This is a genomic window from Cupriavidus sp. FW216-B1 (assembly GCF_058789195.1).
Genome location: NZ_JBYTEL010000003.1, coordinates 465,199 through 491,614 on the forward strand (window position 1 = coordinate 465,199; position 26,416 = coordinate 491,614).

At 66.6% G+C, this 26,416-nt stretch carries 25 protein-coding genes and 1 tRNA gene; all 26 read right to left on the reverse strand.

Annotation, left to right across the window (positions count from 1 at the left end; translation table 11 throughout):
* Positions 1-849, reverse strand: a complete 849-nt coding sequence (urtD, locus tag AC3WXD_RS11810; protein ID WP_020203654.1) for an urea ABC transporter ATP-binding protein UrtD — start codon at positions 847-849, stop codon at positions 1-3.
* Complete coding sequence (gene urtC, locus AC3WXD_RS11815) at positions 846-2,093, reverse strand: urea ABC transporter permease subunit UrtC (RefSeq protein ID WP_492323795.1); 1,248 nt, start codon at positions 2,091-2,093, stop codon at positions 846-848. The genes urtD and urtC overlap by 4 nt, the downstream gene beginning before the upstream one ends.
* Positions 2,093-3,727 (reverse strand): urea ABC transporter permease subunit UrtB, encoded by a 1,635-nt coding sequence (urtB, locus tag AC3WXD_RS11820; protein ID WP_052165896.1) that lies wholly within the window; start codon positions 3,725-3,727, stop codon positions 2,093-2,095. Before urtB ends, urtC begins: the two co-directional genes overlap by 1 nt.
* Positions 3,728-3,996: 269 nt before the next feature.
* On the reverse strand, positions 3,997-5,262 hold the full coding sequence (gene urtA, locus AC3WXD_RS11825; protein ID WP_029043746.1) for an urea ABC transporter substrate-binding protein: 1,266 nt from the start codon (positions 5,260-5,262) through the stop codon (positions 3,997-3,999).
* 474 nt (positions 5,263-5,736) lie between these two features.
* On the reverse strand, positions 5,737-6,216 hold the full coding sequence (locus tag AC3WXD_RS11830) for a MaoC family dehydratase (RefSeq protein WP_020203650.1): 480 nt from the start codon (positions 6,214-6,216) through the stop codon (positions 5,737-5,739).
* A gap of 101 nt (positions 6,217-6,317) precedes the next feature.
* On the reverse strand, positions 6,318-6,767 hold the full coding sequence (locus AC3WXD_RS11835) for a MaoC family dehydratase (RefSeq protein ID WP_020203649.1): 450 nt from the start codon (positions 6,765-6,767) through the stop codon (positions 6,318-6,320).
* 114 nt (positions 6,768-6,881) lie between these two features.
* A complete protein-coding gene (locus AC3WXD_RS11840; protein ID WP_492323761.1) occupies positions 6,882-8,000 on the reverse strand; it encodes an acyl-CoA dehydrogenase family protein in 1,119 nt (372 codons plus the stop codon).
* A 13-nt stretch (positions 8,001-8,013) separates the two neighbouring features.
* Positions 8,014-9,216, reverse strand: coding sequence for an acyl-CoA dehydrogenase family protein (locus AC3WXD_RS11845; protein ID WP_454731215.1), 1,203 nt, complete (start codon positions 9,214-9,216; stop codon positions 8,014-8,016).
* Positions 9,217-9,309: 93 nt separating this feature from the next.
* The gene (locus tag AC3WXD_RS11850) at positions 9,310-9,765 is read right to left on the reverse strand and encodes a DUF1178 family protein (RefSeq protein ID WP_020203646.1); all 456 of its coding nucleotides are present in this window, start codon (positions 9,763-9,765) and stop codon (positions 9,310-9,312) included.
* A 245-nt stretch (positions 9,766-10,010) separates the two neighbouring features.
* Positions 10,011-10,640 carry an NUDIX domain-containing protein gene (locus AC3WXD_RS11855; protein ID WP_454732452.1) on the reverse strand — a complete coding sequence of 210 codons (630 nt, stop codon included), beginning with the start codon at positions 10,638-10,640 and terminating at the stop codon, positions 10,011-10,013.
* Between the two features lie 63 nt (positions 10,641-10,703).
* Positions 10,704-11,012 (reverse strand): DUF2818 family protein, encoded by a 309-nt coding sequence (locus tag AC3WXD_RS11860; protein WP_020203644.1) that lies wholly within the window; start codon positions 11,010-11,012, stop codon positions 10,704-10,706.
* Between the two features lie 19 nt (positions 11,013-11,031).
* Complete coding sequence (gene nuoN / locus AC3WXD_RS11865) at positions 11,032-12,507, reverse strand: NADH-quinone oxidoreductase subunit NuoN (RefSeq protein WP_029043745.1); 1,476 nt, start codon at positions 12,505-12,507, stop codon at positions 11,032-11,034.
* Between the two features lie 18 nt (positions 12,508-12,525).
* Positions 12,526-13,992 carry an NADH-quinone oxidoreductase subunit M gene (locus tag AC3WXD_RS11870; RefSeq protein WP_029043744.1) on the reverse strand — a complete coding sequence of 489 codons (1,467 nt, stop codon included), beginning with the start codon at positions 13,990-13,992 and terminating at the stop codon, positions 12,526-12,528.
* A gap of 13 nt (positions 13,993-14,005) precedes the next feature.
* Positions 14,006-16,120 carry an NADH-quinone oxidoreductase subunit L gene (nuoL, locus tag AC3WXD_RS11875; protein WP_020203641.1) on the reverse strand — a complete coding sequence of 705 codons (2,115 nt, stop codon included), beginning with the start codon at positions 16,118-16,120 and terminating at the stop codon, positions 14,006-14,008.
* 59 nt (positions 16,121-16,179) lie between these two features.
* Entirely contained in the window at positions 16,180-16,485 is a 306-nt protein-coding gene (gene nuoK / locus AC3WXD_RS11880) for an NADH-quinone oxidoreductase subunit NuoK (RefSeq protein ID WP_006156828.1), read from the reverse strand.
* Between the two features lie 16 nt (positions 16,486-16,501).
* A complete protein-coding gene (locus AC3WXD_RS11885; RefSeq protein WP_020203639.1) occupies positions 16,502-17,137 on the reverse strand; it encodes an NADH-quinone oxidoreductase subunit J in 636 nt (211 codons plus the stop codon).
* Between the two features lie 166 nt (positions 17,138-17,303).
* Positions 17,304-17,795: an NADH-quinone oxidoreductase subunit NuoI gene (nuoI, locus tag AC3WXD_RS11890; RefSeq protein ID WP_020203638.1), complete on the reverse strand. Its 492-nt coding sequence runs from the start codon at positions 17,793-17,795 to the stop codon at positions 17,304-17,306.
* A 65-nt stretch (positions 17,796-17,860) separates the two neighbouring features.
* Positions 17,861-18,925, reverse strand: a complete 1,065-nt coding sequence (gene nuoH / locus AC3WXD_RS11895) for an NADH-quinone oxidoreductase subunit NuoH (protein WP_020203637.1) — start codon at positions 18,923-18,925, stop codon at positions 17,861-17,863.
* Between the two features lie 18 nt (positions 18,926-18,943).
* A complete protein-coding gene (gene nuoG / locus AC3WXD_RS11900) occupies positions 18,944-21,319 on the reverse strand; it encodes an NADH-quinone oxidoreductase subunit NuoG (protein WP_492323762.1) in 2,376 nt (791 codons plus the stop codon).
* Between the two features lie 12 nt (positions 21,320-21,331).
* Entirely contained in the window at positions 21,332-22,627 is a 1,296-nt protein-coding gene (nuoF, locus tag AC3WXD_RS11905) for an NADH-quinone oxidoreductase subunit NuoF (protein ID WP_020203635.1), read from the reverse strand.
* Position 22,628: 1 nt separating this feature from the next.
* On the reverse strand, positions 22,629-23,129 hold the full coding sequence (nuoE, locus tag AC3WXD_RS11910) for an NADH-quinone oxidoreductase subunit NuoE (RefSeq protein WP_020203634.1): 501 nt from the start codon (positions 23,127-23,129) through the stop codon (positions 22,629-22,631).
* Between the two features lie 203 nt (positions 23,130-23,332).
* On the reverse strand, positions 23,333-24,586 hold the full coding sequence (locus tag AC3WXD_RS11915; RefSeq protein ID WP_020203633.1) for an NADH-quinone oxidoreductase subunit D: 1,254 nt from the start codon (positions 24,584-24,586) through the stop codon (positions 23,333-23,335).
* A gap of 8 nt (positions 24,587-24,594) precedes the next feature.
* Entirely contained in the window at positions 24,595-25,194 is a 600-nt protein-coding gene (locus AC3WXD_RS11920) for an NADH-quinone oxidoreductase subunit C (RefSeq protein WP_020203632.1), read from the reverse strand.
* A gap of 1 nt (position 25,195) precedes the next feature.
* On the reverse strand, positions 25,196-25,678 hold the full coding sequence (locus AC3WXD_RS11925; protein WP_020203631.1) for a NuoB/complex I 20 kDa subunit family protein: 483 nt from the start codon (positions 25,676-25,678) through the stop codon (positions 25,196-25,198).
* A gap of 6 nt (positions 25,679-25,684) precedes the next feature.
* Positions 25,685-26,044: an NADH-quinone oxidoreductase subunit A gene (locus AC3WXD_RS11930; protein WP_020203630.1), complete on the reverse strand. Its 360-nt coding sequence runs from the start codon at positions 26,042-26,044 to the stop codon at positions 25,685-25,687.
* A 165-nt stretch (positions 26,045-26,209) separates the two neighbouring features.
* Positions 26,210-26,294, reverse strand: a tRNA-Leu gene (locus AC3WXD_RS11935).
* Between the last annotated feature and the right edge of the window lie 122 nt (positions 26,295-26,416).

Here is a 26,416-nt window from a genome sequence, read left to right on the forward strand (position 1 = left end):
TTATCTTCCCAGGTAGGATTCGATCACGCGCTCGTCGCGCTTGACCGCGTCGAGCGTGCCTTCGGCCAGCAGGCTGCCCTCGGCCAGCACGGTCACGGTGCCGGTGTCGCCCGCCAGCGCGGCGACGAACTCCATGTCGTGCTCCACCACCATCATCGAGCAGGTGCCGCGCAGGCTGTTGAGCAGCGCAGCGAGCTGCATGGTTTCCTCGTCGGTCATGCCGGCCACCGGCTCGTCGAGCAGCAGCAGCTGCGGCTGCTGCATCAGCAGCATGCCGATCTCCAGGCGCTGCTTCTGCCCGTGCGAGAGCAGCCCCGCGGGGCGGTAGGCCTCGTCCTCGAGCCCGGTCAGCGCCAGCGTTTCCTCGATGCGGCGATGGCCTTCGGCGCCCAGCCGCGCGCGCAGCGACGACCACCAGCGCTTGTCGGCCTTCATGGCCAGCTCCAGGTTCTCCCACACCTCGTGCTGCTCGAACACGGTCGGCTTCTGGAACTTGCGGCCGATGCCGGTCTGCGCGATCTTCGGCTCGGTCATGCGCATCAGGTCGATGCTCTGGCCGAGGAACACGCGCCCGCTCACGTTGGCGTTGCGCGGCCCGGTCTTGCCGGTGATCACGTCCATCATGGTGGTCTTGCCGGCGCCGTTGGGGCCGATCACGCAGCGCAGTTCGCCGTGGTCGATCGACAGCGACAGGTTGTTGAGCGCGCGGAAGCCGTCGAACTGCACGGTGACGTCTTCCAGGTAGAGGATGGGCCCGTGCGAGACATCGATGACGCCCGGCTCCAGCACGCGGCCGAGGCCGGTGGCGTCGCCGCTTTCCGCCTGTTGGTTTCCGAGTGCCGCGTTCATGCGTCGCCTCCGCTGCGGGTGGCGCCGGCCGGCGCCGCCTCGCTTGCATTCGATGGGGTGACGACGGGCGAGGCGCCCGCCGGGGCCGCGCCCTGCGCGGGCTGGCGCCGCGCCGGCTCGCCGCGCAGCCGCTTGAGCAGGCCGATCACGCCGTCCGGCAGGTACAGCGTGACCAGCACGAACATGGCGCCGAGCAGGAACAGCCAGTATTCGGCGAAGTACGCCGTGAACATGGTCTTGGCGCCGTTGACGAGGAAGGCGCCGATGACCGGGCCGATCAGCGTGCCGCGCCCGCCCACGGCCACCCACACCGCCATCTCGATGGAATTGGCCGGCGACATCTCGCCCGGGTTGATGATGCCTACCTGCGGCACGTAGAGCGCGCCGGCGATGCCGCACAGCACCGCCGAGAAGGTCCACACGAACAGCTTGTAGCCGAGCGGGTTGTAGCCCGAGAACATCACGCGCATCTCGGCGTCGCGCACCGCCGTGACCACGCGGCCGAGCTTGGAGGTGACGATGTAGCGGCAGGCGATGAAGCCGGCCAGCAGCGCGGCGAAGGTCAGCACGAACAGCGCGGTGCGCGTGTGCGGCGCGGCCACCGCGAAGCCGGCGATGCGCTTGAAGTCGGTGAAGCCGTTGTTGCCGCCGAAGCCGGTCTCGTTGCGGAAGAACAGCAGCATGGCGGCGTAGGTCATGGCCTGCGTGATGATCGACAGGTACACGCCCTTGATGCGCGAGCGGAACGCGAAGAAGCCGAACAGCCACGCCAGCACGCCCGGCACCAGCACCACCAGCAGCAGCGCGTAGCCGAGGTGCCCGGTGCCGTGCCAGAACCACGGCAGCTCCTTCCAGTCGAGGAACACCATGAAGTCGGGCAGGTCGCTCTTGTACACGCCCTCGCGCCCGATCGAGCGCATCAGGTACATGCCCATCGCGTAGCCGCCAAGCGCGAAAAACAGGCCGTGGCCGAGGCTGAGGATGCCGCAGTAGCCCCACACCAGGTCCAGCGCGATGGCGGCGAGCGCGAAGCACATGATCTTGCCGACCAGCGTGAGCACGTAGGCCGACATGTGCAGCGGATGGCCTTCGGGCAACAGCAGCGCGCACACCGGCACGCCCACCGCGGCGATCAGCGCCAGCACCACCAGCGCCGACCAGCCGCGCCGCGTGAACAGCGGCTGGCGCGCCGGCACGGCCAGCCGGAAACCCGTTGCGGATGGATTGCTTGTCGATGTCTGCATCATGCCTCCGCGCTGCGCCCCTTGAGCGCGAACAGTCCCTGCGGGCGCTTCTGGATGAAGAGCACGATCAGCACCAGGACGAAGATCTTGGCCAGCACCGCGCCGTAGAACGGCTCGATGAACTTGTTGACGAGGCCCAGGCCGAAGGCGCCGATGATGGTGCCGGCCAGCTGGCCCACGCCGCCCAGCACCACCACCATAAAGGAGTCGATGATGTAGGCTTGGCCGAGGTCGGGCCCGACATTGCCGATCTGCGACAGCGCGCAGCCGCCCAGCCCGGCGATGCCCGCGCCGAACGCGAACGCGTAGCTGTCCACCTTCCACGTGCGCACGCCCACGCAGGCCGCCATGGTGCGGTTCTGCGTGGTGGCGCGCACGAACAGGCCGAGCCGCGTGCGGTTGAGCACGCCCCACGCCACCGCCACCACGGCCAGCGCGAACACGATGATGACCATGCGGTTGTAGGGCAGCACCAGTCCCGGCAGCCATTCGATGCCGCCGCTCATCCACGACGGGTTGGCCACTTCCACGTTCTGCGCGCCGAACAGCGTGCGCACCGCCTGCATCAGCAGCAGGCTCACGCCGAAGGTGGCCAGCAGGGTTTCCAGCGGGCGCCCGTACAGATGGCGCAGCACCAGCCGCTCGAGTACGAAGCCGACGATGGCCGAGGCCAGGAACGAGGCCGGCAGCGCCGCCAGCAGATACCAGTCGAAGGCGCCGGCGAAGTGCGCGCGGAACACGCCCTGCACCATGTAGGTGGCATAGGCGCCGATCATGAGGAATTCGCCGTGCGCCATGTTGATGACGCCGATCAGGCCGTAGGTGATGGCCAGCCCGAGTGCCGCCAGCAGCAGCACGCTGCCCAGGCTCAGCCCGGCGAACAGGTTGCCGATCAGCTCGGCGCGGCGCTGGTCGCCGCGCAGCGCGTCGAGCGCCTGCTGGGCGGCGCCGCGCAGCTCGGCGTCGGGCTCGCGGTAGTTGCCGGCGGCGTCCTTCTCCACCAGCGGCTGGAGCTTCTGCCGGCTTTGCGGGTTGCTGTCGCGCCCGAGGATGCGGACCGCCTCGAGGCGGTCGTCGCGGCTGCCTTCGGCCAGCACGATGTTGGCCCAGATCACGTCGAGCTTGGCGCGCAGGCCGGCGTCGGCCTCGGCCTTGCGCGCGGCTTCCACGGTCTCGCGCGAGGCGCTGCCGGGCTGGTCCAGCAGCGTGTCGACGGCCTGCGCGCGCACCGTGGCGTCGGGCGACTGCAGCAGCATGCTGCTGGCGGCGCTGTCCACCAGCGCGCGCAGGCTGTTGTTGAGCGTGAGCGATTCGAGCTCGTCGGCCTTCACGGCCACGGGCTTGCCGGTGATCGCGTCGAGGGTCTTGTCGCCGTCCTGGCGCACCATGCCGACCGACGGCGCGTATTGCAGCGCGTCGTCCTGCAGCGCCTTGAGGATGGGGCCGGCCTGTTCCGGCGGCGCCTTGGCCAGCGCGGTCAGCGCGGCGGTCTTGGCGTCGAAGTCGTCCTCGGCCAGCGGCTTGAGGTCGGCCTGCGTGAGCGGCGCGGCCCACAGCGGCGCCGCAGCCAGCAGCAGCGCGGCCAGCATGGCGCGCAGCCAGGGCAAGGCGGAAAGGGAAAAGGATCGGTGCATAGGGCTGGCGGAGTCCTGGTTGCGCGCTTCGGGTCGCGTCTCTTGTACTTGGGGGCGCAGCGATGCGGGCGGCTTCCGCCCGGCGGACAGGGCGGAAGAAAGGGCCGGCCTTCAGGCCGGCTGGCCTTCGGGCCTTCTGACGATGCCGCGCGCGGCGGCGGGGAGGCCGGCGTGGCGCGTTGCCGGCCCGCCCCCCGCCCCACGCCGCGGCCCGGCGGGAGAGGCAGCGCGCCTCGCGCCGGCATCGCGCGGCGGCTTGCGCCGCCGGCTTACATCACCTTGTCCGGCTTGCCTTCGTTGCCGGAGATGAACGGGCTCCACGGCTGCGCGCGGATCGGCTTCGGCGTCTTCCACACCACCGTGAACTGGCCGTCGCCCTTGACTTCGCCGATCATCACCGGCTTGTACAGGTGGTGGTTGTCGCCCATCGTCAGCGTGAAGCCGTCCGGGGCCTTGAAGGTCTGGCCGTACATGGCCGCGCGCACCTTGTCCGGATCGGTGCTGCCGGCCTTCTTCACGGCCTGCGCCCACATGTGGATGCCGACGTAGGTGGCTTCCATCGGGTCGTTGGTCACGCGCTTGTCGCCGCCCGGCAGGTTGTTGGCCTTGACCCACGCCGCCCATTCCTTCTTGAAGGCGTCGTTGGTCGGGTTCTTGACCGACATGAAGTAGTTCCACGCGGCCAGGTGGCCGACCAGCGGCTTGGTGTCGATGCCGCGCAGTTCTTCCTCGCCCACGGAGAAGGCCACCACAGGCACGTCCTTGGCCTTCAGGCCGGCGTTGCCGAGCTCCTTGTAGAACGGCACGTTGGAGTCGCCGTTGATGGTGGAGATCACCGCGGTCTTGCCGCCCTGCGAGAACTTCTTGATGTTGGCGACGATGGTCTGGTAGTCGCTGTGGCCGAACGGCGTGTAGACCTCTTCGATGTCCTTGTCCGCCACGCCCTTGCTCTTGAGGAAGGCGCGCAGGATCTTGTTGGTGGTGCGCGGGTAGACGTAGTCGGTGCCCAGCAGGAAGAAGCGCTTGGCGCCGCCGCCTTCCTTGCTCATCAGGTACTCGACCGCGGGGATGGCCTGCTGGTTGGGCGCCGCGCCGGTGTAGAAGACGTTCTTGGACATCTCCTCGCCTTCATACTGCACCGGGTAGAACAGCAGCGCGTTGAGTTCCTCGTAGACCGGCAGCACCGACTTGCGCGACACCGAGGTCCAGCAGCCGAAGGTCACGGCGACCTTGTCGTTGGTGACGAGCTGGCGCGCCTTCTCGGCGAACAGCGGCCAGTTGGAGGCCGGATCGACCACCACCGGCTCGAGCTTGCGGCCGAGCACGCCGCCGCTCTTGTTGATCTCGTCGATGGTCATCAGCGCCACGTCCTTGAGCGACGTTTCGGAAATGGCCATGGTGCCGGACAACGAATGCAGGACACCGACCTTGATCGGATCCTTGGACTGCGCCATCGCCAGCGGGCTGACCCCGGCCGTTGCGAAAAGCGCCGCGGCGGCTACCGCCGACAGCTTCAGCATGTCACGTCGTTTCATTGCAGCTCCCAGATTGTCTCGTGTTTGATAAGGAACAACGCACCCCAAGTAACGTATCTGCAACTAGCGTGCCATGAGCGCCGGGCGCCGCGAGGCGAGCCGTGGCGTGCTTCCGGTGGCGGGGGAAAGCCCTGCGCACCACGACTGTGCGCGATGTATGCGCACCAACTCCGTGCACGGCGGCGGCCAGACTCAGATTGGGGCATGCGCGGCCGCGCGCGCTGGCCGGACTGCCGCGCCGTGGTGCGCGGCGGCCGTTCCGCGGATGCGAATGGCGGTGGGGAACCAGGGGGGGATGAACGGCGCAACCGGCGACGGAACTGGCGCGGCGGCTTCGTGGTGCGGGGAGGGGTCGATGCGAACCGCCGCGGCGTGGGCGGCGGCGCGCGTCGGCGAGAGATGCGCGCCGGGCGCGGCAGGCGCGCCCGGCCAAGCGGTGCTGTGGGTGCTATGCGTCGGTGCCGCGAGCCGGCGCTACGAGTAGCGGCGCGTGATCGACTCCGCCACGCACACGGGCCGCTCGCTGCCTTCGCGTTCCACCGTGACTTCCCAGATCGACTGGGCGCCGACCAGCGCGGGCGCGTTGGGCAGCGGCTCGAGGCGCTCCACCGAGAGCAGCTTCACGCGCGCGCGCAGGCGGCTGCCGACCGGCACCGGCGCGGTGAAGCGCACGCGGTTCAGGCCGTAGTTCACGCCCATCTTCACGCCGGGCATGTCGAGCGCGTTGTGCAAGAACGCGGGCAGCAGCGACAGCGTGAGGAAGCCGTGCGCCACCGGGCCGCCGAACGGCGACTCGCGGCGCGCGCGCTCCACGTCGACGTGGATCCATTGATGATCGCCGGTGGCTTCGGCGAACTGGTTGACCTGGTGCTGGGTGACTTCGATCCAGTCGCTGACGGCCACTTCCTGGCCTTGCAGGCTTTCCAGTTCTTCGAGCGAAGCGATGGTACGCATGGTGTCTCCTTGTTGTTGTCGCGGGGGTGGCGAAGATGGCGAAAGCGGCGCGGGCCGGCGCCGCCAGATGATGCCTTGATGCAGGCGGGCTGGCAACGGCCTCAGGCCGGGCGGCGGCCGTACATGCCCATGCCCTTGACCGTGCAGACCAGCTCGCCGCGCTGGTTGGTGGCTTCCCACTGGGTGTGGATCACGCCGCGGTCCGGCTTGGAGGTGGACGCGCGCGCGTCGAGCACCACCAGCGACACGCTCAGCGTGTCGCCGGCGTAGACCGGCTTGAGCCAGCGGATCTCGTCCACGCCGGGCGAGCCCATGCTGGCCGACTTGGAGGTCATGTTGTCCACCAGCAGCCGCATCATGATCGAGCAGGTCATCCAGCCGCTCGAGATCAGGCCCTTGTAGATGCTGTTCTGCGCCGCGTCCTTGTCGACGTGGAAGGGCTGCGGATCGTACTGGCGCGCGAAGGCGAGGATCTCTTCCTCGGTCACGAGGTGCGAGCCGAGGTCGCGCTTGCTGCCGACGGTGAAGTCTTCGAAATACAGGGAAGGCATGGATGCTCCTTTTCCTTCTGTGGCGGGTGGCGGGTGGCATGTGGCGCGGCGGTGGCCGCGGCATGAAAAAAAACCGCGCCCGGACTGCGGCGCGGTTTCTGTCATGTTCCCGGATCAGGCGGTTTCCAGGAACCCGGGCTGCGCCGCGAAGCGGCCCAGGTGATGGTCGACGTCGCCGAAGGTGGTGTTGATCAGCGTCAGCCGCTTGAACATGTGCGCGGCCGGCAGTTCGTCGGTCACGCCCATGCCGCCGTGGATCTGCACCGCTTCCTGGCCGACCGAACGGGCCGCCTGGCCGACGCGCGCCTTGGCGGCCGAGGCCAGGCGGCGGCGCTCGGCGGGGCTGGCCTCGTCGAAGCGGGCGGCGGCCAGCAGCGTGATCGAGCGCGACTGCTCGGCGTGGATGAACATCTCCACCATGCGGTGCTGCAGCGCCTGGAAGCGCGCGATGGGCTGGCCGAACTGCTGGCGCGTCTTGGCGTATTCCAGCGTGGCGGCGTTGAGCGCGTCGATCACGCCGACCGCTTCCGCGCACAGCAGCACGGCGGCGTAGTCGGCGACCTGCTCGATCACGTCCCACGCGGCGCCGGCGGTGCCCAGCAGTTCGCCCGGCGCATCCTGGAAGGCGATGTCGGCGGCGCGCAGGTTGTCGATGGTGCGGTAGTCGGTGACGCTGACGCCGGCGGCCCGCGGGTCGACCAGGAACAGCGAGATGCCGCCGGTGTCGGCATCGGCGCCGGCGGTGCGCGCCGAGACGATGAGCTTGCCGGCCTGCGCGCCGTGGAGGACCACGGACTTGCGGCCGTTGAGCTTGCCGTCCTTGGCGGTGACGCGCACGTCGTTGAGCGCGTAGCGCGCGTGCGGCTCGTTGAAGGCCACCGCCAGCTTCAGCTCGCCGCCGGCGACCTGCTCCAGCAGCGCGTCCTGGCCGCCGGCCAGCCTGAGCGCGCAGGCGCCGACCACGGTGGCGAGGTACGGCTCCACCACCAGGCCGCGGCCCAGTTCCTGCTGCACCACCATCATGTCGACGGCGGTGCCCGAGAAGCCGCCCTGCGCCTCCGGCACCGGCAGCGCAGTCAGGCCAAGCTCGACCAGCGCGCCCCAGGCCGCGTCGCCGTGGCCGCTGGCGGACCTGATGTTCTTCCTGCGGGTCTCGAAGTCGTAGCTCTTGTCGATGAAGCGGTGGATGGCATCGGCCAGCTGCTTCTGCTCGTCGCTGAGATTGAAGTTCATGTCGCGTGTCTCCTCACAGTCCCAGGATCATCTGGCTGATGATGTTCTTCTGAATTTCGTTGGACCCGCCGTAGATGGAGGTCTTGCGATAGTTGAAGTAGTAGGCGGCCAGCGGCGCGGCATCGTCGTAGCCGGTGACGGCGTGGTCGTGCTCGCATTCCAGGTAGGCGGTGTCGAACGGCTGCGCGTAGGGGCCGACGGCCTCCACCATCAGCTCGGTCAGCATCTGCTGGATCTCGGTGCCCTTGATCTTGAGCATCGAGGCCTCGGGGCCGGGGCCCTTGCCGGCGCTCTCGCTCGACACCACGCGCAGCACGGTCAGCTCCAGCGCCATCAGCTCGATCTCCAGCGCGGCGACCTTGGCGCCGAACAGCGGGTCTTCGAGCAGCGGGCGGCCGTTCTTCTGCTGCTGCTTCGCCACGCGCTTGAGGAAGCCCAGTTCGCGCTTGGAGTTGCCCACGCGGGCGATGCCGGTGCGCTCGTGGCCGAGCAGGTACTTGGCGTAGGTCCAGCCGCGGTTCTCCTCGCCGACGCGGTTTTCCACCGGCACCTGCACGTTGTCGAAGAACACCTCGTTCACTTCGTGCTCTTCGTCGAGCATGATGATCGGGCGCACGGTGATGCCCGGCGTCTTCATGTCGATCAGCAGGAACGAGATGCCCTCCTGCTTCTTGGCTTCGGGATCGGTGCGCACCAGGCAGAAGATCATGTCGGCGTGCTGGCCGAGCGTGGTCCAGGTCTTCTGGCCGTTGACGATGTAGTGCTTGCCGTCGGCGGTCAGCTCGGCGCGGGTCTTGAGCGAGGCCAGGTCGGAGCCCGAGCCCGGCTCGGAGTAGCCCTGGCACCACCAGTCGGTGCAGTCCAGGATGCGCGGCAGGTAGTACTGCTTCTGCGCTTCGCTGCCGTACTTCATGATCACGGGCGCGACCATCGCCACGCCGAAGGGCAGCACGCCGGGCGCGCCGACGCGGGCATTTTCCTCGTCCCAGATATGGCGCTGGGTGGCATTCCAGCCGGTGCCGCCATATTCCACGGGCCAGTGCGGCGCGGACCAGCCGCGGCCGGCCAGCAGCTTGTGCCAGCGCACCAGGTCGTCGCGGCTGGGGCGGCGATGGTTGAGAATCTTGCTGCTGATGTCGGCCGGCAGATTGGCCTCCAGCCAGGCGCGCACTTCCGCGCGGAAGGCATCGTCGGCCGCCGAGTAGTTGAGATCCATGCCCGTCTCCAGTGATGCCGGTTTGGGACCGGCAATTGTTCTTGCTAGCGCGTCATGCGCCGGCAAGACACTGCCGCGGGCACAGGACGCTGTTCAGTGAGCCGTCTGCTTGAGCGCAGCCGGCACCACGAGCTGGAAGGTATCGATGCCCTCTTCGGCAAGCGCCTGCACTTCGTCGGGGGACGCCGTGCCGCGGATGCCGCGTTCCGGCGCCTCGTCGTAATGCATGCGCCTGGCCTCCTCGGCAAAGCGCTCGCCCACGTCCTCCGTCTGCGCCAGCACCTGCTTCACCGCCTTCATGTAGAGCGATTGCAGCGTCACCGGAGCCGCGCCCGGGGCTTGCGCCCCGGCGGCCGCCCTGCCCGCTGGCGCGGCGGCCGCGCCGGACAGGTTCAGGCGCGGCGCGCTGGGCAGCCGGGTGATGGCATGGTCGGCGCAGATCGGGCATTGGACGAGTTTCTGCGAAATCTGCGCCTGCGCATCGTCCTCCGAAGCAAACCAGCCCTCGAAACGATGGTCTTGCGCGCAGCGCAGGTCGAGCACCTTCATGATGTTTCCAGCCCGTCGAAAGCTATAGTATCCGCGAAACGGAATTTTGTGAACGGTCGTGCTAATTCTTTTGCGACCTTGCCCGGCCGGCCTCCCGCGCGTGTTCCGCACGGTGGAAAAGGTGGAAAAGCCGGGGCATGGCCGCGCACGCACGGCTAAGGAATGGGATTCTACGCGCATGCCCGGCGCCGCGCCGGGCATGGCCGGGCATGCCCGGATGCGGCCAGGGAAAGCGCCGGCGCGCCTCAGCGCGGGCCGGGCAGCGCCTGTTCGCCGGGCTGCCAGGCACCGGAGATCACTTTCTCGAGCCAGAACGCGCCGATGATGGTCTTGACGTCGGTGATGCGGCCGGTGCGCACCCAGTCCAGCACCTGCCCCGCGGGCACGATGAAGGTTTCCAGGAATTCGCCGTCGTCGAGCTCGGCCTCGCCCGCGGCCAGGTCGCGCGCGAGGAAGATGTCGATGAACTCGGTGGAGTAGGAAATGACCGGGTGGATGCGCGTGAGGTAGTCCCAGCGCCGCGCGCTGTAGCCGGTTTCCTCGCGCAGCTCGCGCTCGCCGCAGCGCAACGCGCCTTCCTCGGGGTCGAGCTTGCCGGCCGGGAATTCGAGCATCACCTCGCCGACCGGATAGCGGAACTGCCGCTCCATCAGCACGGTGCCGTCGTCGAACAGCGGGATCATCATCACCGCGCCGGGATGCAGCACGTACTCGCGCCCGGCATGCTTGCCGTCGGGCAGCCTGACGATGTCCTGCCTGAGCGTGAGGAATTTGCCCTGGTGCAGCGTGGCGGAGGCCACGCAGGTTTCCCTGAGGGCGAGATCGTCGCCGGCGGCGGGATCGCCATGGCCGGCATCGGCCGCGGCCGTGTCCATCGTGTCGCTCATGAAAGCTCCGGGTCCGGGCACGGCCGGCCGGGCGCCTTCACTGCCCGGGCCTCAGGCCGCGCGATGTTTGACGAGGTATTGCCAGGTGAAGCCGGGGAAGGCGAACACCAGCATCATGCAGGCGGTGATGGCGTAGAACTGCCAGCCCTGCGGGAAGGCGTTGCCGAGGCCCGCCTCCACCGCGAAGCCGGCCAGGCCGGCGCACACGTACCAGGTGATCAACTCGGCCAGCCGGACCCACAGCGGCTTCCTGGCGAAGCGCAGCGGGATCACGGCGAACAGCCGCTGGTTGACGAACGGCAGGTTGGCACACACAAGTGCCAGCAAGATGACAAACCAGCCTGCCGCGGACGAGCTCATCTGCCTGCGCCGCCTGACTTCACGACGCCAGCGTGGCGCGGATGGCCTGGTAGCACAGGTTCATCAGCGCCGACGGGAACAGGCCCAGGCCGATGATGAGCGCGCCGTTCAGGCTCAGCATCGAGCGCAGGCCGAACGACGATTCCAGCTTGTGCTCGTCGGCCGGCGCGTCGAAGTACATCAGCTTGACCACGCGCAGGTAGTAGAACGCGCCGATCAGCGAGAACAGCACCGCCACCACGGCCAGCCAGGTCATGCCGCTCTTGACCACCGCCTCGAGCACGGCCAGCTTGGCGTAGAAGCCCACGGTCGGCGGGATGCCGGCCAGCGAGAACATCATCACCAGCATCAGCAGCGCGAACCACGGGTTCTTGCGCGACAGGCCCTTGAGGTCGTCCAGGGTCTCGGCCTCGAAGTCCTTGCCGGCGCGCAGCAGCACGATGCCGAAGGTGCCCAGCGTGGTCAGCACGTAGGTCGCGGCGTAGAACATCGACGCGCCGTAGGCGCCGGCGGCGCCCTCGGCGCTGCCGCCGGCCACGCCGGACAGCATGCCCAGCAGCAGGAAGCCCATGTGCGAGATGGTGGAGTACGCCAGCATCCGCTTGAGGTTGGTCTGCACGATGGCGGTCAGGTTGCCGATCGCCAGCGAGGCCACGGCCAGCACGACCAGCATCAGCTGCCAGTCCACCGCCAGCGGCAGCAGGCCTTCGACCAGCAGGCGCAGCGCCATCGCGAACGCGGCCAGCTTCGGCGCGCCGGCGATCAGCAGCGTCACCGCGGTCGGCGAGCCCTGGTAGATGTCCGGGATCCACATGTGGAACGGCGCCGCGCCCATCTTGAAGGCGATGCCGGACACGATGAAGACCACGCCGAAGGCCAGCATGGTGGTGTTGACGCGGCCCGACTCGACCACGCGGAACACTTCGCCGAGGTTCAGCGAGCCGGTGGCGCCGTACAGCATCGACATGCCGTACAGCAGGAAGCCCGAGGCCAGCGCGCCGAGCACGAAGTACTTGATGGCCGATTCGGAGGTCACGCGGTTGTCGCGGCGCAGGGCCACCAGCGCGTAGGACGCCAGCGACAGCAGTTCCAGGCCCAGGTACAGGGTCAGGAAGTTGTTGCCGGTGATCATGACGATCTGGCCGCCGAGCGTGAACAGCGCGAGCATGTAGAACTCGCCGTTGTACATGTCGCGCTGGGCCAGGTAGCCGCGCGTGTAGACCAGCGTGATGAACAGCGCGGCCGAGCAGAACGCCGACAGCACGTTGGCCATCGGATCCACCACCACCAGGTTGGAGAACGCGTAGTGGGTGTCGCCGGCGGCGGCGTTGAGGCCGAACCAGAAGGTCAGCACCAGCGTGATCAGCAGCGACAGCGGATAGGCCAGGCTGGTGCGCTTGCGCCCGCGCGCCAGGTCGATCCAGTTGACCGCGGCAATCGAGATCGCCAGGAAGATGATTGGCGCCACAGGTGCCAGTGTCGAGGACGGTTGCATGTTTGTTTCTCTTCCCGATTACAGCTTCGACTGCGCCACGTGCGACAGCAGGTTCACCACGGAAGCGTGCATGACGTCGGTGAAGGGTTTCGGATACAGGCCCATGTACAGGGTCATGATCGCCAGCAGGCCGAGCATGAAGAACTCGCGCTTGTTCAGGTCGATCAGCTCGGCCACGTGCTTGTTCACCACGTCGCCGAAGATCACGCGCTTGACCATCCACAGCGAATAGGCGGCGCCCAGGATCAGCGCGGTGGCCGCCAGCAGGCCGATCCAGAAATTGAACTTGACCGCGCCCAGGATGACCATGAACTCGCCGACGAAACCCGAGGTGGCCGGCAGGCCGCAGTTGGCCATCGCGAAGAACACCGACAGCGCGGCGAACTTCGGCATGGTGTTCACCACGCCGCCGTAGTCGGCGATCTGGCGCGAGTGCATGCGGTCATACAGCACGCCGATGCACAGGAACATGGCGCCCGAGACGAAGCCGTGCGAGATCATCTGCACGATGCCGCCTTCCAGGCCGATCTCGTTGAAGATGAAGAAGCCGAGCGTGACGAAACCCATGTGGGCGATCGACGAATACGCCACCAGCTTCTTCATGTCGGCCTGCACCAGCGCCACCAGGCCGATGTAGATCACCGCGATCAGCGAGATGGCGATGATGAACCCCGCCAGGCTGTGGCTCGCGTCGGGCGCGATCGGCAGCGAGAACCGCAGGAAGCCGTAGGCGCCCAGCTTCAGCATGATGGCGGCCAGCACCACCGAGCCGCCGGTCGGCGCCTCCACGTGGGCGTCGGGCAGCCAGGTGTGCACCGGCCACATCGGCACCTTGACCGCGAAGGCCAGGAAGAAGGCGATGAACAGGCCGATCTGCTCGTTCATCGACAGCCTGGCCTGGTGCCATTCGAGGATGTCGAAGGTGCCGGTCTTGCTGTACAGGTACAGCAGCGCGACCAGCGTCAGCAGCGAGCCGAGCAGCGTGTAGAGGAAGAACTTGAAGGCCGCGTACACGCGGTTCGGGCCGCCCCACACGCCGATGATGATGTACATCGGGATCAGGGTGGCTTCGAAGAACACGTAGAACAGCATGCCGTTGAGCGCGCTGAACACGCCGACCATCAGGCCGGACAGGATCAGGAACGCGGCCATGTACTCGGCCACGCGCTCGGTGATCACTTCCCAGGCCGAGATCACCACGATCACCGTGATGAAGGCCGTCAGCACCACGAACCACATCGAGATGCCGTCGACGCCGAGGTGGTAGTTGATGCTGAAGCGCTCGATCCAGGCCGACTTCTCGACGAACTGCATGGCAGCCGTGGAGCGGTCGAAGTGGAAGACCAGGGGCAACGTGGCGACGAAGCTGACGACCGAGCCGAACAGCGCCATCCAGCGCACGTAGCAGCGACTGCGGTCAGACCCGGAGGCAAGGACTAGCAAGCCAAAGAAGATAGGCAGCCAGATAGCGAAAGACAGAACCATTTTCTTGTTTTCCTTACTTGGCGCCCACCGTGGCGAACGAGGTGCCGAACACCGTCAGCGACAGCAGCACCAGCATGCCCAGGATCATGGCGAATGCGTAGTGGTAGATGTAGCCGGACTGCAGGTAGCGGCTGACCGATGCGAACCATCCCACCACGCGGGCCGCGCCGTTGACCACCAGGCCGTCGATCAGGCCCTGGTCGCCGCCCTTCCACAGGCCGGTGCCCAGCAGGCGCGCGCCGCGCGCGAACACGGCCTCGTTGATGGCGTCCATGTAGTACTTGTTGTCGAGCAGCGTGTACAGGCCCGAGCAGCGTTGCTTGATCGCGGCGGGGATGTCCGGGCGCTTCATGTAGAAGAACCACGACAGCACCACGCCCGCGATGGCCAGCCACAGCACCGGCGTGGTCAGCGAGTGCAGGCCCATCGCCACCCAGCCGTGGAAGGCTTCGGCCAGCTCTTCCATCGCATGATGGTTCTCGCCGACGTAGATCACGTTCTTGAAGGCCACGCCGTTCTTGAAGAAGTCGCCGAACAGCATCGGGCCGATGGCGAACGCGCCGACCACCACCGAGGGGATGGCCAGCATGACCAGCGGCAGCGTCACCACCCACGGCGACTCGTGCGGCTTCTGGCCCGGGGCCAGGCCGTGATGGTGCTCGTCGTGGCCGGCTTCCTCTTCCTCGTGGTCATCGTGGCCGTGCGCGTGGGCATGGTGCGCGTCGTGCGCCTTGCCGAAGCGCTCTTCGCCGTGGAACACCAGGAAGTACATGCGGAACGAGTAGAACGCCGTGACGAACACGCCGGCCAGCACCGCGAAGTAGGCGAAGCCCGAACCGGCGATGTGCGATTCCGCCACCGCCTCGATGATCGAGTCCTTGGAGTAGAAGCCCGCGAAGAACGGCGTACCGATCAGCGCCAGCGAACCGACCAGCGAGGTGATCCAGGTGATCGGCATGTACTTGCGCAGGCCGCCCATGTTGCGGATGTCCTGGTCATGGTGCATGCCGATGATGACCGAGCCGGCCGCGAGGAACAGCAGCGCCTTGAAGAAGGCGTGGGTCATCAGGTGGAACACCGCCACCGAGTAGGCCGACGCGCCCAGCGCCACGGTCATGTAGCCGAGCTGCGACAGCGTGGAGTACGCCACCACGCGCTTGATGTCGTTCTGGATGATGCCCAGGAAGCCCATGAACAGCGCGGTGATCGCGCCGATCACCAGCACGAAGGACAGCGCGGTGTCGGACAGCTCGAACAGCGGCGACATGCGCGCGACCATGAAGATGCCGGCCGTCACCATCGTGGCGGCGTGGATCAGCGCGGAGATCGGGGTCGGGCCTTCCATCGAGTCCGGCAGCCACACGTGCAGCGGGAACTGGGCCGACTTGCCCATCGCGCCGATGAACAGGCAGATGCAGGCCACCGTGATCATCATCCAGTCGGTGCCCGGGAACAGGATCGTGGCGAGCTGGTCGCGCGCGGCGAACACGTCGGTGTAGTTCATGCTGCCGCTGTAGGCCAGCAGCAGGCCGATGCCGAGGATGAAGCCGAAGTCGCCGACGCGGTTGACCAGGAAGGCCTTCAGGTTGGCGAAGATCGCCGTCGGCCGGGTGTACCAGAAGCCAATCAGCAGGTACGACACCAGGCCCACCGCTTCCCAGCCGAAGAACAGCTGCAGGAAGTTGTTGCTCATGACCAGCATGAGCATCGAGAAGGTGAACAGCGAGATGTAGGCGAAGAAGCGGTTGTAGCCGGGATCTTCCGCCATGTAGCCGACGGTGTAGATGTGCACCATCAGCGAGACGAAGGTCACCACCACCATCATCATCGCGGTGAGCGAGTCGACCAGGAAGCCGACTTCCATCTTGAGGCTGCCGATCGTCATCCACTCGTACACCGTGGCGTTGAAGCTCGCGCCGTTCAGCACGTCCAGCAGCACGATGATCGACAGCAGGCAGGAGATCGCCACGCCGAGGATGGTCACGGTGTGGGCCAGCGTGCGGCCAGCGCGCGTCTCCGAGGAGAACGTGCTGAAGAACTTGGTGCCGAACAGGCCGGCGATGGCTGCACCGGCTAGCGGTGCGAGCGGGATCGCCAGTAGCAGGTTGGGGTCGAGCGTGGTTGCCATAGGACGCTTAGTGGTGTGCGGTCGGATTACAGTCTTGATTCATGGCGTGGCGATGCGGATCAGCCCTTGAGGGTGTCCATGTCGTCCACGTTGATCGTGTCCAGGTTGCGGAACAGCACGACCAGGATTGCCAGACCGATTGCCGACTCGGCCGCGGCCACCGTGAGGATGAAGAAAACGAAAACCTGACCGGCCAGGTCGCCGAGGTAATGCGAGAAGGCGACGAAGTTCATGTTGACCGCGAGCAGCATCAACTCGATCGCCATCAGCAGCACGATCACGTTCTTGCGGTTCAGGAAGATACCAACGATGCTGATGGCGAAGAGGATCGCACCGAGCACGAGGAAATGGGCGAGAGATAGCACAGCGTGTCTCCGGGCTTCAGTTCTTGTTGGCGGCAGCGGCGGCGTCCTGCGCCTTGGCTTCCGCGGGCATCGAGACCAGGCGCACGCGATCCTCGCGGCGGGTGCGCAGCTGCTCGCCCACGTCCTGCGCCTTGTTGTCCTTGCGGCGGCGCAGCGTCAGCGCGACGGCGGCGATGATTGCCACCAGCAGGATGATGCCGGCCACTTCGAAGGCGTAGATGTAATCGGTGTAGATCAGCTTGCCGAGCGCGCCGGTGTTCGAGTAGCCCGGGCCCTGCGCCACGTTGTTCAGCGGCGTGGTGGTGCCGATGAAGTTGCGCACCAGCACGGTGGCCATCTCGGCGATGATCAGCGCGCCGACCACCGAGGCCAGCGGCACGTAGGTCCAGAAGTCCCGTCGCAGGTGCTCGATGTCGATGTCGATCATCATCACCACGAACAGGAACAGCACCATCACGGCGCCCACGTACACCAGCACCAGCAGGATGGCGAGGAATTCGGCCTTCAGCAGCATCCAGATCGCGGCGGCCGTGAAGAACGACAGCACGAGGAACAGTGCGGAGTGCACGGGGTTCTTCGCGGTGATGACTTTCAGTGCGGAGAGCACCAGCACCAGCGCAAAGACGTAGAAGATGGTGGTCGTCAGTTCCATGGTTCCTGTCGGATCCTCTTTGAGCCTTCCGGCACAAGCCGCCTCCGGCGGCCTGCCCTTGCGGCATCCTTTTCGTCGGCCCCAGCGGGGCCGGATTCACTTGTTCGTTGGCAGCGCCAGCCAGATTCGGCCGGCACGCCCTGTAATGCTCCGCCTTGGGCGATGCTCAGCGGTACTTGGCGTCGGCGGCCTTGGCCGCGGCGATCTGCGGTTCGTAGCGGTCGCCCACGGCCAGCAGCAGATCCTTGGTGAAATACAGGTCGCCGCGCTTCTCGCCGTGGTACTCGAGGATGTGCGTCTCGACGATGGCGTCGACCGGGCAGGCCTCTTCGCAGAAGCCGCAGAAGATGCACTTGGTCAGGTCGATGTCGTAGCGCGTGGTGCGGCGGGTGCCGTCGGCGCGCGCGTCGGACTCGATGGTGATGGCCATCGCCGGGCAGACCGCCTCGCACAGCTTGCAGGCGATGCAGCGCTCTTCGCCGTTGGGGTAGCGGCGCAGCGCGTGCAGGCCGCGGAAACGCGGCGAGATCGGCGTCTTCTCTTCGGGAAACTGGACCGTGACCTTGCGGGCGAAGAGATAGCGCCCGGTCAGAGCCATGCCCTTGAAGAGTTCCTTCAGGAGCAGGCTGTTGAAGAAGTCCTTGATGGCGAGCAGCATGACGATTGCTTCCTAATGATTCCGCAGGGCGCCGCCGGGGACGGCGGCGCACCTGCCCTGGCCGTTCAATGCCAGATATTCCAAGGCGACCGGATCCAGATCGCGACGATGATCAGCCAGCCCACCGTAAGCGGGATGAAGACCTTCCAGCCCAGGCGCATGATCTGGTCGTAGCGGTAGCGCGGGAACGACGCGCGCAGCCAGATGAAGACCGACAGCAGCAGGAAGACCTTGAACAGCAGCCAGAAGAAGCCCGGGATCGCATTGGTGATGAAGCTCGAGAACGGCGGCGCCCAGCCTCCCAGGAACATCAGCGCGGTCATCGTCGAGATGATGATCATGTTGATGTACTCGGCCAGGAAGAACAGCGCGAAGGCCATGCCCGAATATTCGATCATGTGGCCGGCCACGATTTCCGATTCGCCTTCCACCACGTCGAACGGGTGGCGGTTGGTCTCGGCCACGCCGGAGATGAAGTAGACGCCGAACATCGGCAGCAGCGGCAGCCAGTTCCAGGACAGGATGTTGATGCCCAGGCCGGCGAAGTAACCGGTGTTCTGCGTGTTGACGATGGCCGACAGGTTCAGGCTGCCCGACACCATCAGCACCGTCACCAGGGCGAAGCCCATCGCGATTTCGTACGACACCATCTGCGCCGCGGCGCGCATGGCGCCGATGAAGGCGTACTTGGAGTTCGAGGCCCAGCCGGCCAGGATCACGCCGTACACGCCGACCGAGCTGATCGCCATCACGTACAGCAGGCCGGCGTTGACGTTGGCCATCACCGCCTCGGCCTGGAACGGGATCACCGCCCAGACCGCCACGGCGGGCATCAGCACCATCAGCGGGGCAACCAGGTACATGCCCCGGCTGACCTGCGTCGGCATCATGACTTCCTTGAGCAGCAGCTTGAGCACGTCGGCGATCGGCTGCAGCAGGCCGAGCGGGCCGACCCGGTTCGGGCCGATACGCACATGCATCCAGCCGATCAGCTTGCGCTCCCACAGGATCAGGTAGGCCACGCACAGCAGCAGCGGCACCACGATGAGCACGGCGCGAATCAGGATCCACAGCGGCGTCCAGGCGCCGCCGAAGAGATTCTGCCCTTGCGAGGTAATCCAGTCGATCATGTTTCTTTCTCGCTCTTCTTATGCCGTGGCCGCCGGCTCGGCCGCGCCCTTCGCGGCGCTGGCCAGGTCGATGGCTTTCTCAACGGTGACGGTGCCCGACGTGGCGTCCAGGCTGGCCGCGGCGACGGTGCCCGCGGATACGCGCACGGTGCCGGCGGGCAGCGCCGCTTCCAGCGCCGCCGGCAGCACCACGCTGCCCTGCCCCTGCGTCACGCGCACCGGGTCGCCGGCCTGCACGCCGAGCGCGGCGAACAGGTCGGCCGACAGGCCGGCCTGCATGGCGCGGCGCGCGGCGGCGGTCAGTTGCAGCGAGTCCGCGCGGCGCACGATCGGGTCGGCGTGGTAGATCGGCACGTCGGCGACGCGCTCGATGCCGCCGGCGGCCGCGCTCACGCGGATGGCGGCGTCGGTGGCGTTGCTCAGCTGCGCCGCGACCGGCCTGGCCAGCACGTCGTCGCGCACGTTCTCGGCGGTCTCGTAGTCGAAGCCCGGCACGTCGAGCAGGTTGCCCAGCACGCGCAGGACCTTCCAGGCCGGACGCGCGTCGCCGAGCGCGCGCACCACGCCGTTGAAGCTCTGCGGCAGGCCTTCGCAGTTGACGAAGGTGCCGGCGGTCTCGGTGTACGGCGTCACCGGCAGGATCACGTCGGCGTATTGCAGCGCGGCTTCCGAGCGGAACGGCGACAGCACCACCACGGTGCCGGCCTGGCCCAGCGCGGCCAGGGCCTGGCGCGGGTTGGCGGCGTCGAACTCGGGTTCGGCGTTGAGCAGCACGTAGGCGCGGCGCGGGGTGGCGAACATGGCCTGCGCGTTGGCGCCGCCGTTCTGCGGCAGCGCGCCGGCGATGTGGCCGCCCACGGTGTTGGCGGCTTCGGTCAGGAAGCCCAGCGTGGCGCCGGTCTCGGTGGCGATCCACTGCGCCAGCGCGTGCAGCGTGGCGAACTGCGGATGGCGCACGGCCTCGTTGCCGAGGAACACAGCGCGGCGCTCGCCCGACAGCAGCGCGTCGGCGATCAGCCTGGCCTTGTCGTCGCCGTCGAAGCCGTCAGTGCCGGCCGGTGCGGCCACGCCCTTGGCGGCGGCCACCGCGCGGGCCACGCCGGCCAGGGCCGCGGCCCAGGCGGACGGCGCCGCGTCGATGCGGGCGGCCAGCGGCATCAGCAGGTCGTCGGCGTTGGCGCCGAGCACGGCCACGCGGGCGCCCTTCTTGCCGGCCTGGCGCAGACGCGCGGCCAGCAGCGGGTGGTCCTTGCGCAGGGCCGAGCCGATCACCAGCACGCGCTGCAGCGCGGAGACTTCGGCGATCGGCAGGCCCAGCCACGGCGCGCCCTTCACGGTGGCCGAGAAATCGGTCTGGCGCTGGCGGAAGTCGACGTTGTCGCTGCCCAGGCCGCGCACCAGCTTGCCCAGCAGGTGGAGTTCCTCCAGCGTGCTGTGCGGGCTGGCCAGCGCGGCGATCTGGTCGGCGCCGTGCTCGCGCTTGATGCCGGCCAGGCCGTTGGCCACGTATTCCAGCGCGGTCTGCCAGTCGGTTTCCATCCACTCGCCGCCCTGCTTGAGCAGCGGCTTGGTGAGACGGTCGGCGCTGTTCAGGCCTTCGTACGAGAAGCGGTCCTTGTCGGACAGCCAGCACTCGTTGACGTCTTCGTTTTCCAGCGGCAGCACGCGCATCACGCGCTGGTTCTTGGTCTGCACCACGAGGTTGGCGCCGAGGCCGTCATGCGGCGACACCGACTTGCGGCGCGCCAGTTCCCAGGTGCGGGCCGAGTAGCGGAACGGCTTGCTGGTCAGCGCGCCGACCGGGCACAGGTCGATCATGTTGCCCGACAGCTCGGAGTCGACCGTCTGGCCCACGAACGTGGTGATTTCCGAGTGCTCGCCGCGGTTGAGCATGCCCAGCTCCATCACGCCGGCCACTTCCTGGCCGAAGCGCACGCAGCGGGTGCAGTGGATGCAGCGCGTCATCTCTTCCATCGAGATCAGCGGGCCCACGCTCTTGTGGAACACCACGCGCTTCTCTTCCTTGTAGCGCGATTCCGAGCCGCCGTAGCCGACCGCCAGATCCTGCAACTGGCACTCGCCGCCCTGATCGCAGATCGGGCAGTCCAGCGGGTGGTTGATCAGCAGGAATTCCATCACCGACTTCTGGGCCTTGACCGCCTTCTCCGAATTGGTGAAGACCTTCATGCCCGGGGTGACGGGAGTGGCGCAGGCCGGCAGCGCCTTGGGCGCCTTTTCGACCTCGACCAGGCACATGCGGCAGTTGGCCGCGATGGACAATTTGCGGTGGTAGCAGAAGTGCGGGATGTAGGTGCCCAGCTTGCGGGCCGCTTCCATCACCAGGCTGCCTTCAGCAACCTCAACCTTCTTGCCGTCGATCTCGAGTTCAACCATGTTCTGCCACGCTTAGATGTAGGCCGGAACCATGCACTGCTTGTGTTCGACGTGATACTCGAACTCTTTCCAGTAGTGCTTGAGCATGCCGCGGACCGGCATCGCTGCCGCATCACCGAGCGCGCAGATGGTGCGGCCCATGATGTTTTCAGCGACGTTATTGAGCAGGTCCAGGTCTTCCTGGCGCCCTTCCCCGTGTTCGATGCGATTCACCATGCGGTAGAGCCAGCCCGTGCCTTCGCGGCACGGCGTGCACTGGCCGCACGATTCTTCGAAGTAAAAGTACGACAGGCGCAGCAGCGAGCGGACCATGCAGCGCGTCTCGTCCATCACGATCACCGCGCCCGAGCCCAGCATCGAGCCGGCCTTGGAGATCGAGTCGTAGTCCATGTCGGACGCCATCATCAGGTCGCCCGGCACCACCGGCGCGGACGAGCCGCCCGGAATCACCGCCTTGATGCGCTTGCCGCCGCGCATGCCGCCGGCGAGCTCCAGCAGCGCCGAGAACGGCGTGCCCAGCGGGATCTCGTAGTTGCCGGGGCGCTCGACGTCGCCGGACACCGAGAAGATCTTGGTGCCGCCGTTGTTCGGCTTGCCCATCTTCAGGTAGTTGTCCGGGCCGACGCCCAGCAGGAACGGCACCGCGGCGAAGGTCTCGGTGTTGTTGATGGTGGTCGGCTTGCCGTACAGGCCAAAGCTGGCCGGGAACGGCGGCTTGAAGCGCGGCTGGCCTTTCTTGCCTTCCAGCGATTCGAGCAGCGCGGTTTCCTCGCCGCAGATGTACGCGCCGTAGCCGTGGTGGGCATGCAGCTGGAAGTTGAAGCCCGAGCCCAGGATGTCGTCGCCCAGGAAACCCGCCGCGCGCGCTTCCTCGAGCGCCTGCTCGAAGATCCGGTATTCGTTCCAGATCTCGCCGTGGATGTAGTTGTAGCCCACGGTGATGCCCATCGCGTACGCGCCGATGGCCATGCCCTCGATCAGCGCGTGCGGGTTGTAGCGGATGATGTCGCGGTCCTTGAAGGTGCCGGGCTCGCCCTCGTCGGTATTGCAGACCAGGTACTTCTGGCCCGGGAACTGGCGCGGCATGAAGCTCCACTTCAGGCCGGTGGGGAAGCCCGCGCCGCCGCGCCCGCGCAGGCCCGAGGCCTTGACGTCCGCGATCACCTGCTCGGGCGTGACCTTCTCGGTCAGGATGCGCCGCAGCTGCTGGTAGCCGCCGCGCTTGACGTAGTCTTCGAGGTGCCAGTTGCTGCCGTCGAGGCCGGCCAGGATCAGCGGCTTGATGTGGCGGTCGTGCAGAGAGGTCATGTTACTTGTCCCCCTTGGCGGCTTCGGTGGCCTTGAGCTCGTCGACCAGCGCATCGAGCTTGGCGTCGCTCATGAAGCTGCACATGCGGGTGTTGTTGACGATCATCACCGGCGCGTCGCCGCAGGCGCCCATGCATTCGCCTTCCTTGAGCGTGAAGGTGCCGCACGGAGTGGTTTCGTTGTAGTCGATGCCGAGCTTGCGCTTGAGATACTCGCCGGCCCGCTCGCCGCCCGACAGGGCGCAGGGCAGGTTGGTGCAGACCGTCAGCTTGTACTTGCCGACCGGCTTGGTGTCGTACATGTTGTAGAAGGTCGCGACTTCCTCGACCCACACCGGGGGCATGTCGAGGTAGCTGGCGACGAACTGCATGACTTCCGGAGAGACCCAGCCCACTTCGCCCTGTGCCACGGCCAGCGCCGCCATCACGGCCGACTGCTTCTGGTCAGCCGGATACTTGGCGATCGCGCGATCGATTTCCTTGAGAGCTTCTGCTGATAGCATGGTCGTTGCTGTAATACGCCGAGTCATTTGCGTTCATGCCCGCCACGTGGCGCGCATTGCGCAGGTTTGCAGCCGTCGCTGCCGTTGCGGCCCGCATGTCGGAGCATGCCTGGCCCACCGCAGGTTTCCCGTGGCCGGACGCGGGCCTTGCCCGGATTCCGGCCAGGGGCGCCCGGATCGTCGTCCGGGGCCGGCGGCTCCTGTTAGCGGTCGATCTCGCCGAAGACGATGTCCTGCGTGCCGATGATCGTTACCGCGTCTGCAATCATGTGGCCCTTGGCCATTTCGTCGAGGGCTGCCAGATGGGCAAAGCCCGGCGCCCGGATCTTCAGGCGGTACGGCTTGTTCGCGCCGTCGGAGATCGCGTAGATGCCGAACTCGCCCTTCGGGTGCTCCACCGCCGCGTAGGCTTCGCCTTCGGGCACGTGGATACCTTCGGTGAAGAGCTTGAAATGGTGGATCAGCTCTTCCATGTTCGACTTCATGTCCACGCGCGCCGGCGGCGTCACCTTGTGGTTGTCGCTCATCACCGGGCCCGGGTTGCGGCGCAGCCAGTCGATGCACTGCCTGATGATGTGGTTGGACTGGCGCATCTCTTCCACGCGCACCAGGTAGCGTGCGTAGCAGTCGCCGCCCACGCCCACCGGCACCTGGAAGTCCATGCGGTCGTACACCTCGTAGGGCTGCTTCTTGCGCAGGTCCCACTCGATGCCGGAGCCGCGCAGCATCGGGCCGGTGAAGCCCATCTGCAGCGCGCGCTCGGGGCTCACCACGCCGATGCCGACCAGGCGCTGCTTCCAGATCCGGTTGTCCGTCAGCAGCGTCTCGTATTCGTCGACGTACTTCGGGAAGCGGTTGGTGAAGTCCTCGATGAAGTCCAGCAGCGAGCCCGAACGCGCTTCGTTCATGGCCTTGATGGCGCGCTCGTTGTGGATCTTCGACGCCTTGTATTGCGGCATCGTGTCGGGCAGGTCGCGGTACACACCGCCCGGACGGTAGTAGGCCGCGTGCATGCGCGCGCCCGACACCGCCTCGTACATGTCGAACATGTCTTCGCGTTCGCGGAACGCGTACAGGAACACCGCCATCGCGCCCACGTCGAGCGCATGCGCGCCGATCCACATCAGGTGGTTCAGCAGGCGCGTGATCTCGTCGAACATCACGCGAATGTACTGCGCGCGGATGGGCACGTCGACGTCGAGCAGCTTCTCGATCGCCATCACGTAGGCATGCTCGTTGACCATCATCGACACGTAGTCGAGGCGGTCCATGTACGGCACGCTCTGGATCCAGGTCTTCTGCTCCGCCAGCTTCTCGGTGGCACGGTGCAGCAGGCCGATGTGCGGGTCGGCGCGCTGGATCACTTCGCCGTCGAGCTCGAGCACGAGGCGCAGCACGCCGTGTGCCGCCGGGTGCTGCGGGCCGAAGTTCAGGGTGTAGTTCTTGATGTCTGCCATTGCGCTTCTCAGTGCTGCAAGCCGCCGTAGTTCTCTTCCCGGATCACGCGCGGCGTGATTTCACGCGGCTCGATGGTCACGGGTTGATAGATCACCCGCTTCTGCTCGGGGTCGTAGCGCATTTCGACGAAGCCCGACACCGGGAAGTCCTTGCGGAACGGGTGGCCGACGAAACCGTAGTCGGTCAGCAGGCGGCGCAGGTCGTTATGGCCTTCGAATACGATGCCGAAGAAGTCGAACGCTTCGCGCTCGAACCAGTTGGCCGAGTTCCAGACGTCGTTCAGCGACGGCACCACGGGCACGTCGTCGTCGGGCGCGAACACGCGCACGCGCAGGCGCCAGTTATGGGTGATCGACAGCAGGTGCGTCACCGCGGCGAAACGGGGGCCGTCCCAGGCACCGTCGCCGTACGCGGAGTAATCGACGCCGGCCACGTCGAGCAACTGCTCGAAGCGCAGCGAGGGATCGTCGCGCAGCATCAGCGCGGTTTCCAGGTAGTCGTCGGCCTTGACGATCAGGGTTAGCTCCCCTACCGCCTCGACGAGTTTCTGGATACGCTTGCCCAATGTCTTTTCGAGCGCGGCCTTCAGGGTATCGAGGTTCGCCATGTCAGCCCTTGCGCGCGATGGTATTGGTGCGACGGATCTTGTTCTGCAGCTGGATGACGCCGTAGATCAGCGCTTCGGCCGTCGGCGGGCAACCCGGCACGTAGATGTCCACCGGCACGATGCGATCGCAGCCGCGCACCACGGAATACGAGTAGTGATAGTAGCCGCCGCCATTCGCGCACGACCCCATCGAGATCACCCAGCGCGGCTCCGCCATCTGGTCGTAGACCTTGCGCAGCGCGGGGGCCATCTTGTTGCACAGCGTGCCGGCCACGATCATCACGTCGGACTGGCGCGGCGACGGGCGGAACACCACGCCGAAGCGGTCCAGGTCGTAGCGTGCCGCGCCGGCATGCATCATTTCCACGGCACAGCAGGCCAGGCCGAAGGTCATCGGCCAGAGCGACCCGGTGCGGGTCCAGTTGATCAGCTTGTCAGCGGTAGTCGTGACGAAGCCTTCATTGAGAACGCCTTCGATTGCCATTTCACATCACTCCCAATCGAGCGCGCCTTTTTTCCAGATGTAGACGAAGCCCACGATGAATTCCAGCAGAAACACGCCCATGGAGAAGAATCCCGGCCAGCCGATCTCGCGCAGGGCTACACCCCACGGGAAAAGGAAGGCAGTTTCGAGATCGAACAGGATGAACAGGATAGCGATGAGGTAGTAGCGCACGTCGAACTTCATGCGCGCGTCCTCGAACGCTTCGAAGCCGCACTCGTAGGGAGAGAGCTTCGCGGGGTCGGGTTTGTTGGGGCCGAGGATCCGGCCGATCGACATCAATGCCACGCCGAGCACGACACCGAAGATGATGAAGATGAGGACGGGGAAGTAGGCTTCGAGATTCAAGGTACGGCCAGCCTTATCTGGAATGTTGTCAACAGCACCAGCAGCTAGCGGCGACCTGTTGCCCACCCCAAGCGCCATTCCGTAGAAATTACGACGCCGCCTTGCGGACTGGCCGGGGCACGAAGCCGGGATGCTCTCCGGACTCCACGCCCCGATCAAGTTGTTTGGTGCCGACGGCGAGACTCGAACTCGCACAGCTTTCGCCACTACCCCCTCAAGATAGCGTGTCTACCAATTTCACCACGTCGGCTGGGGGAGAAACAATATTGCCTGGCGCTGGCCTTGGGGCCCAGGGTTTTTACACCCTTCGGAACTCTGGCTGGGATACCTTGATCCTGGCTGGAGCCCCGTCGCTGGGGGATCGTTTCAAGC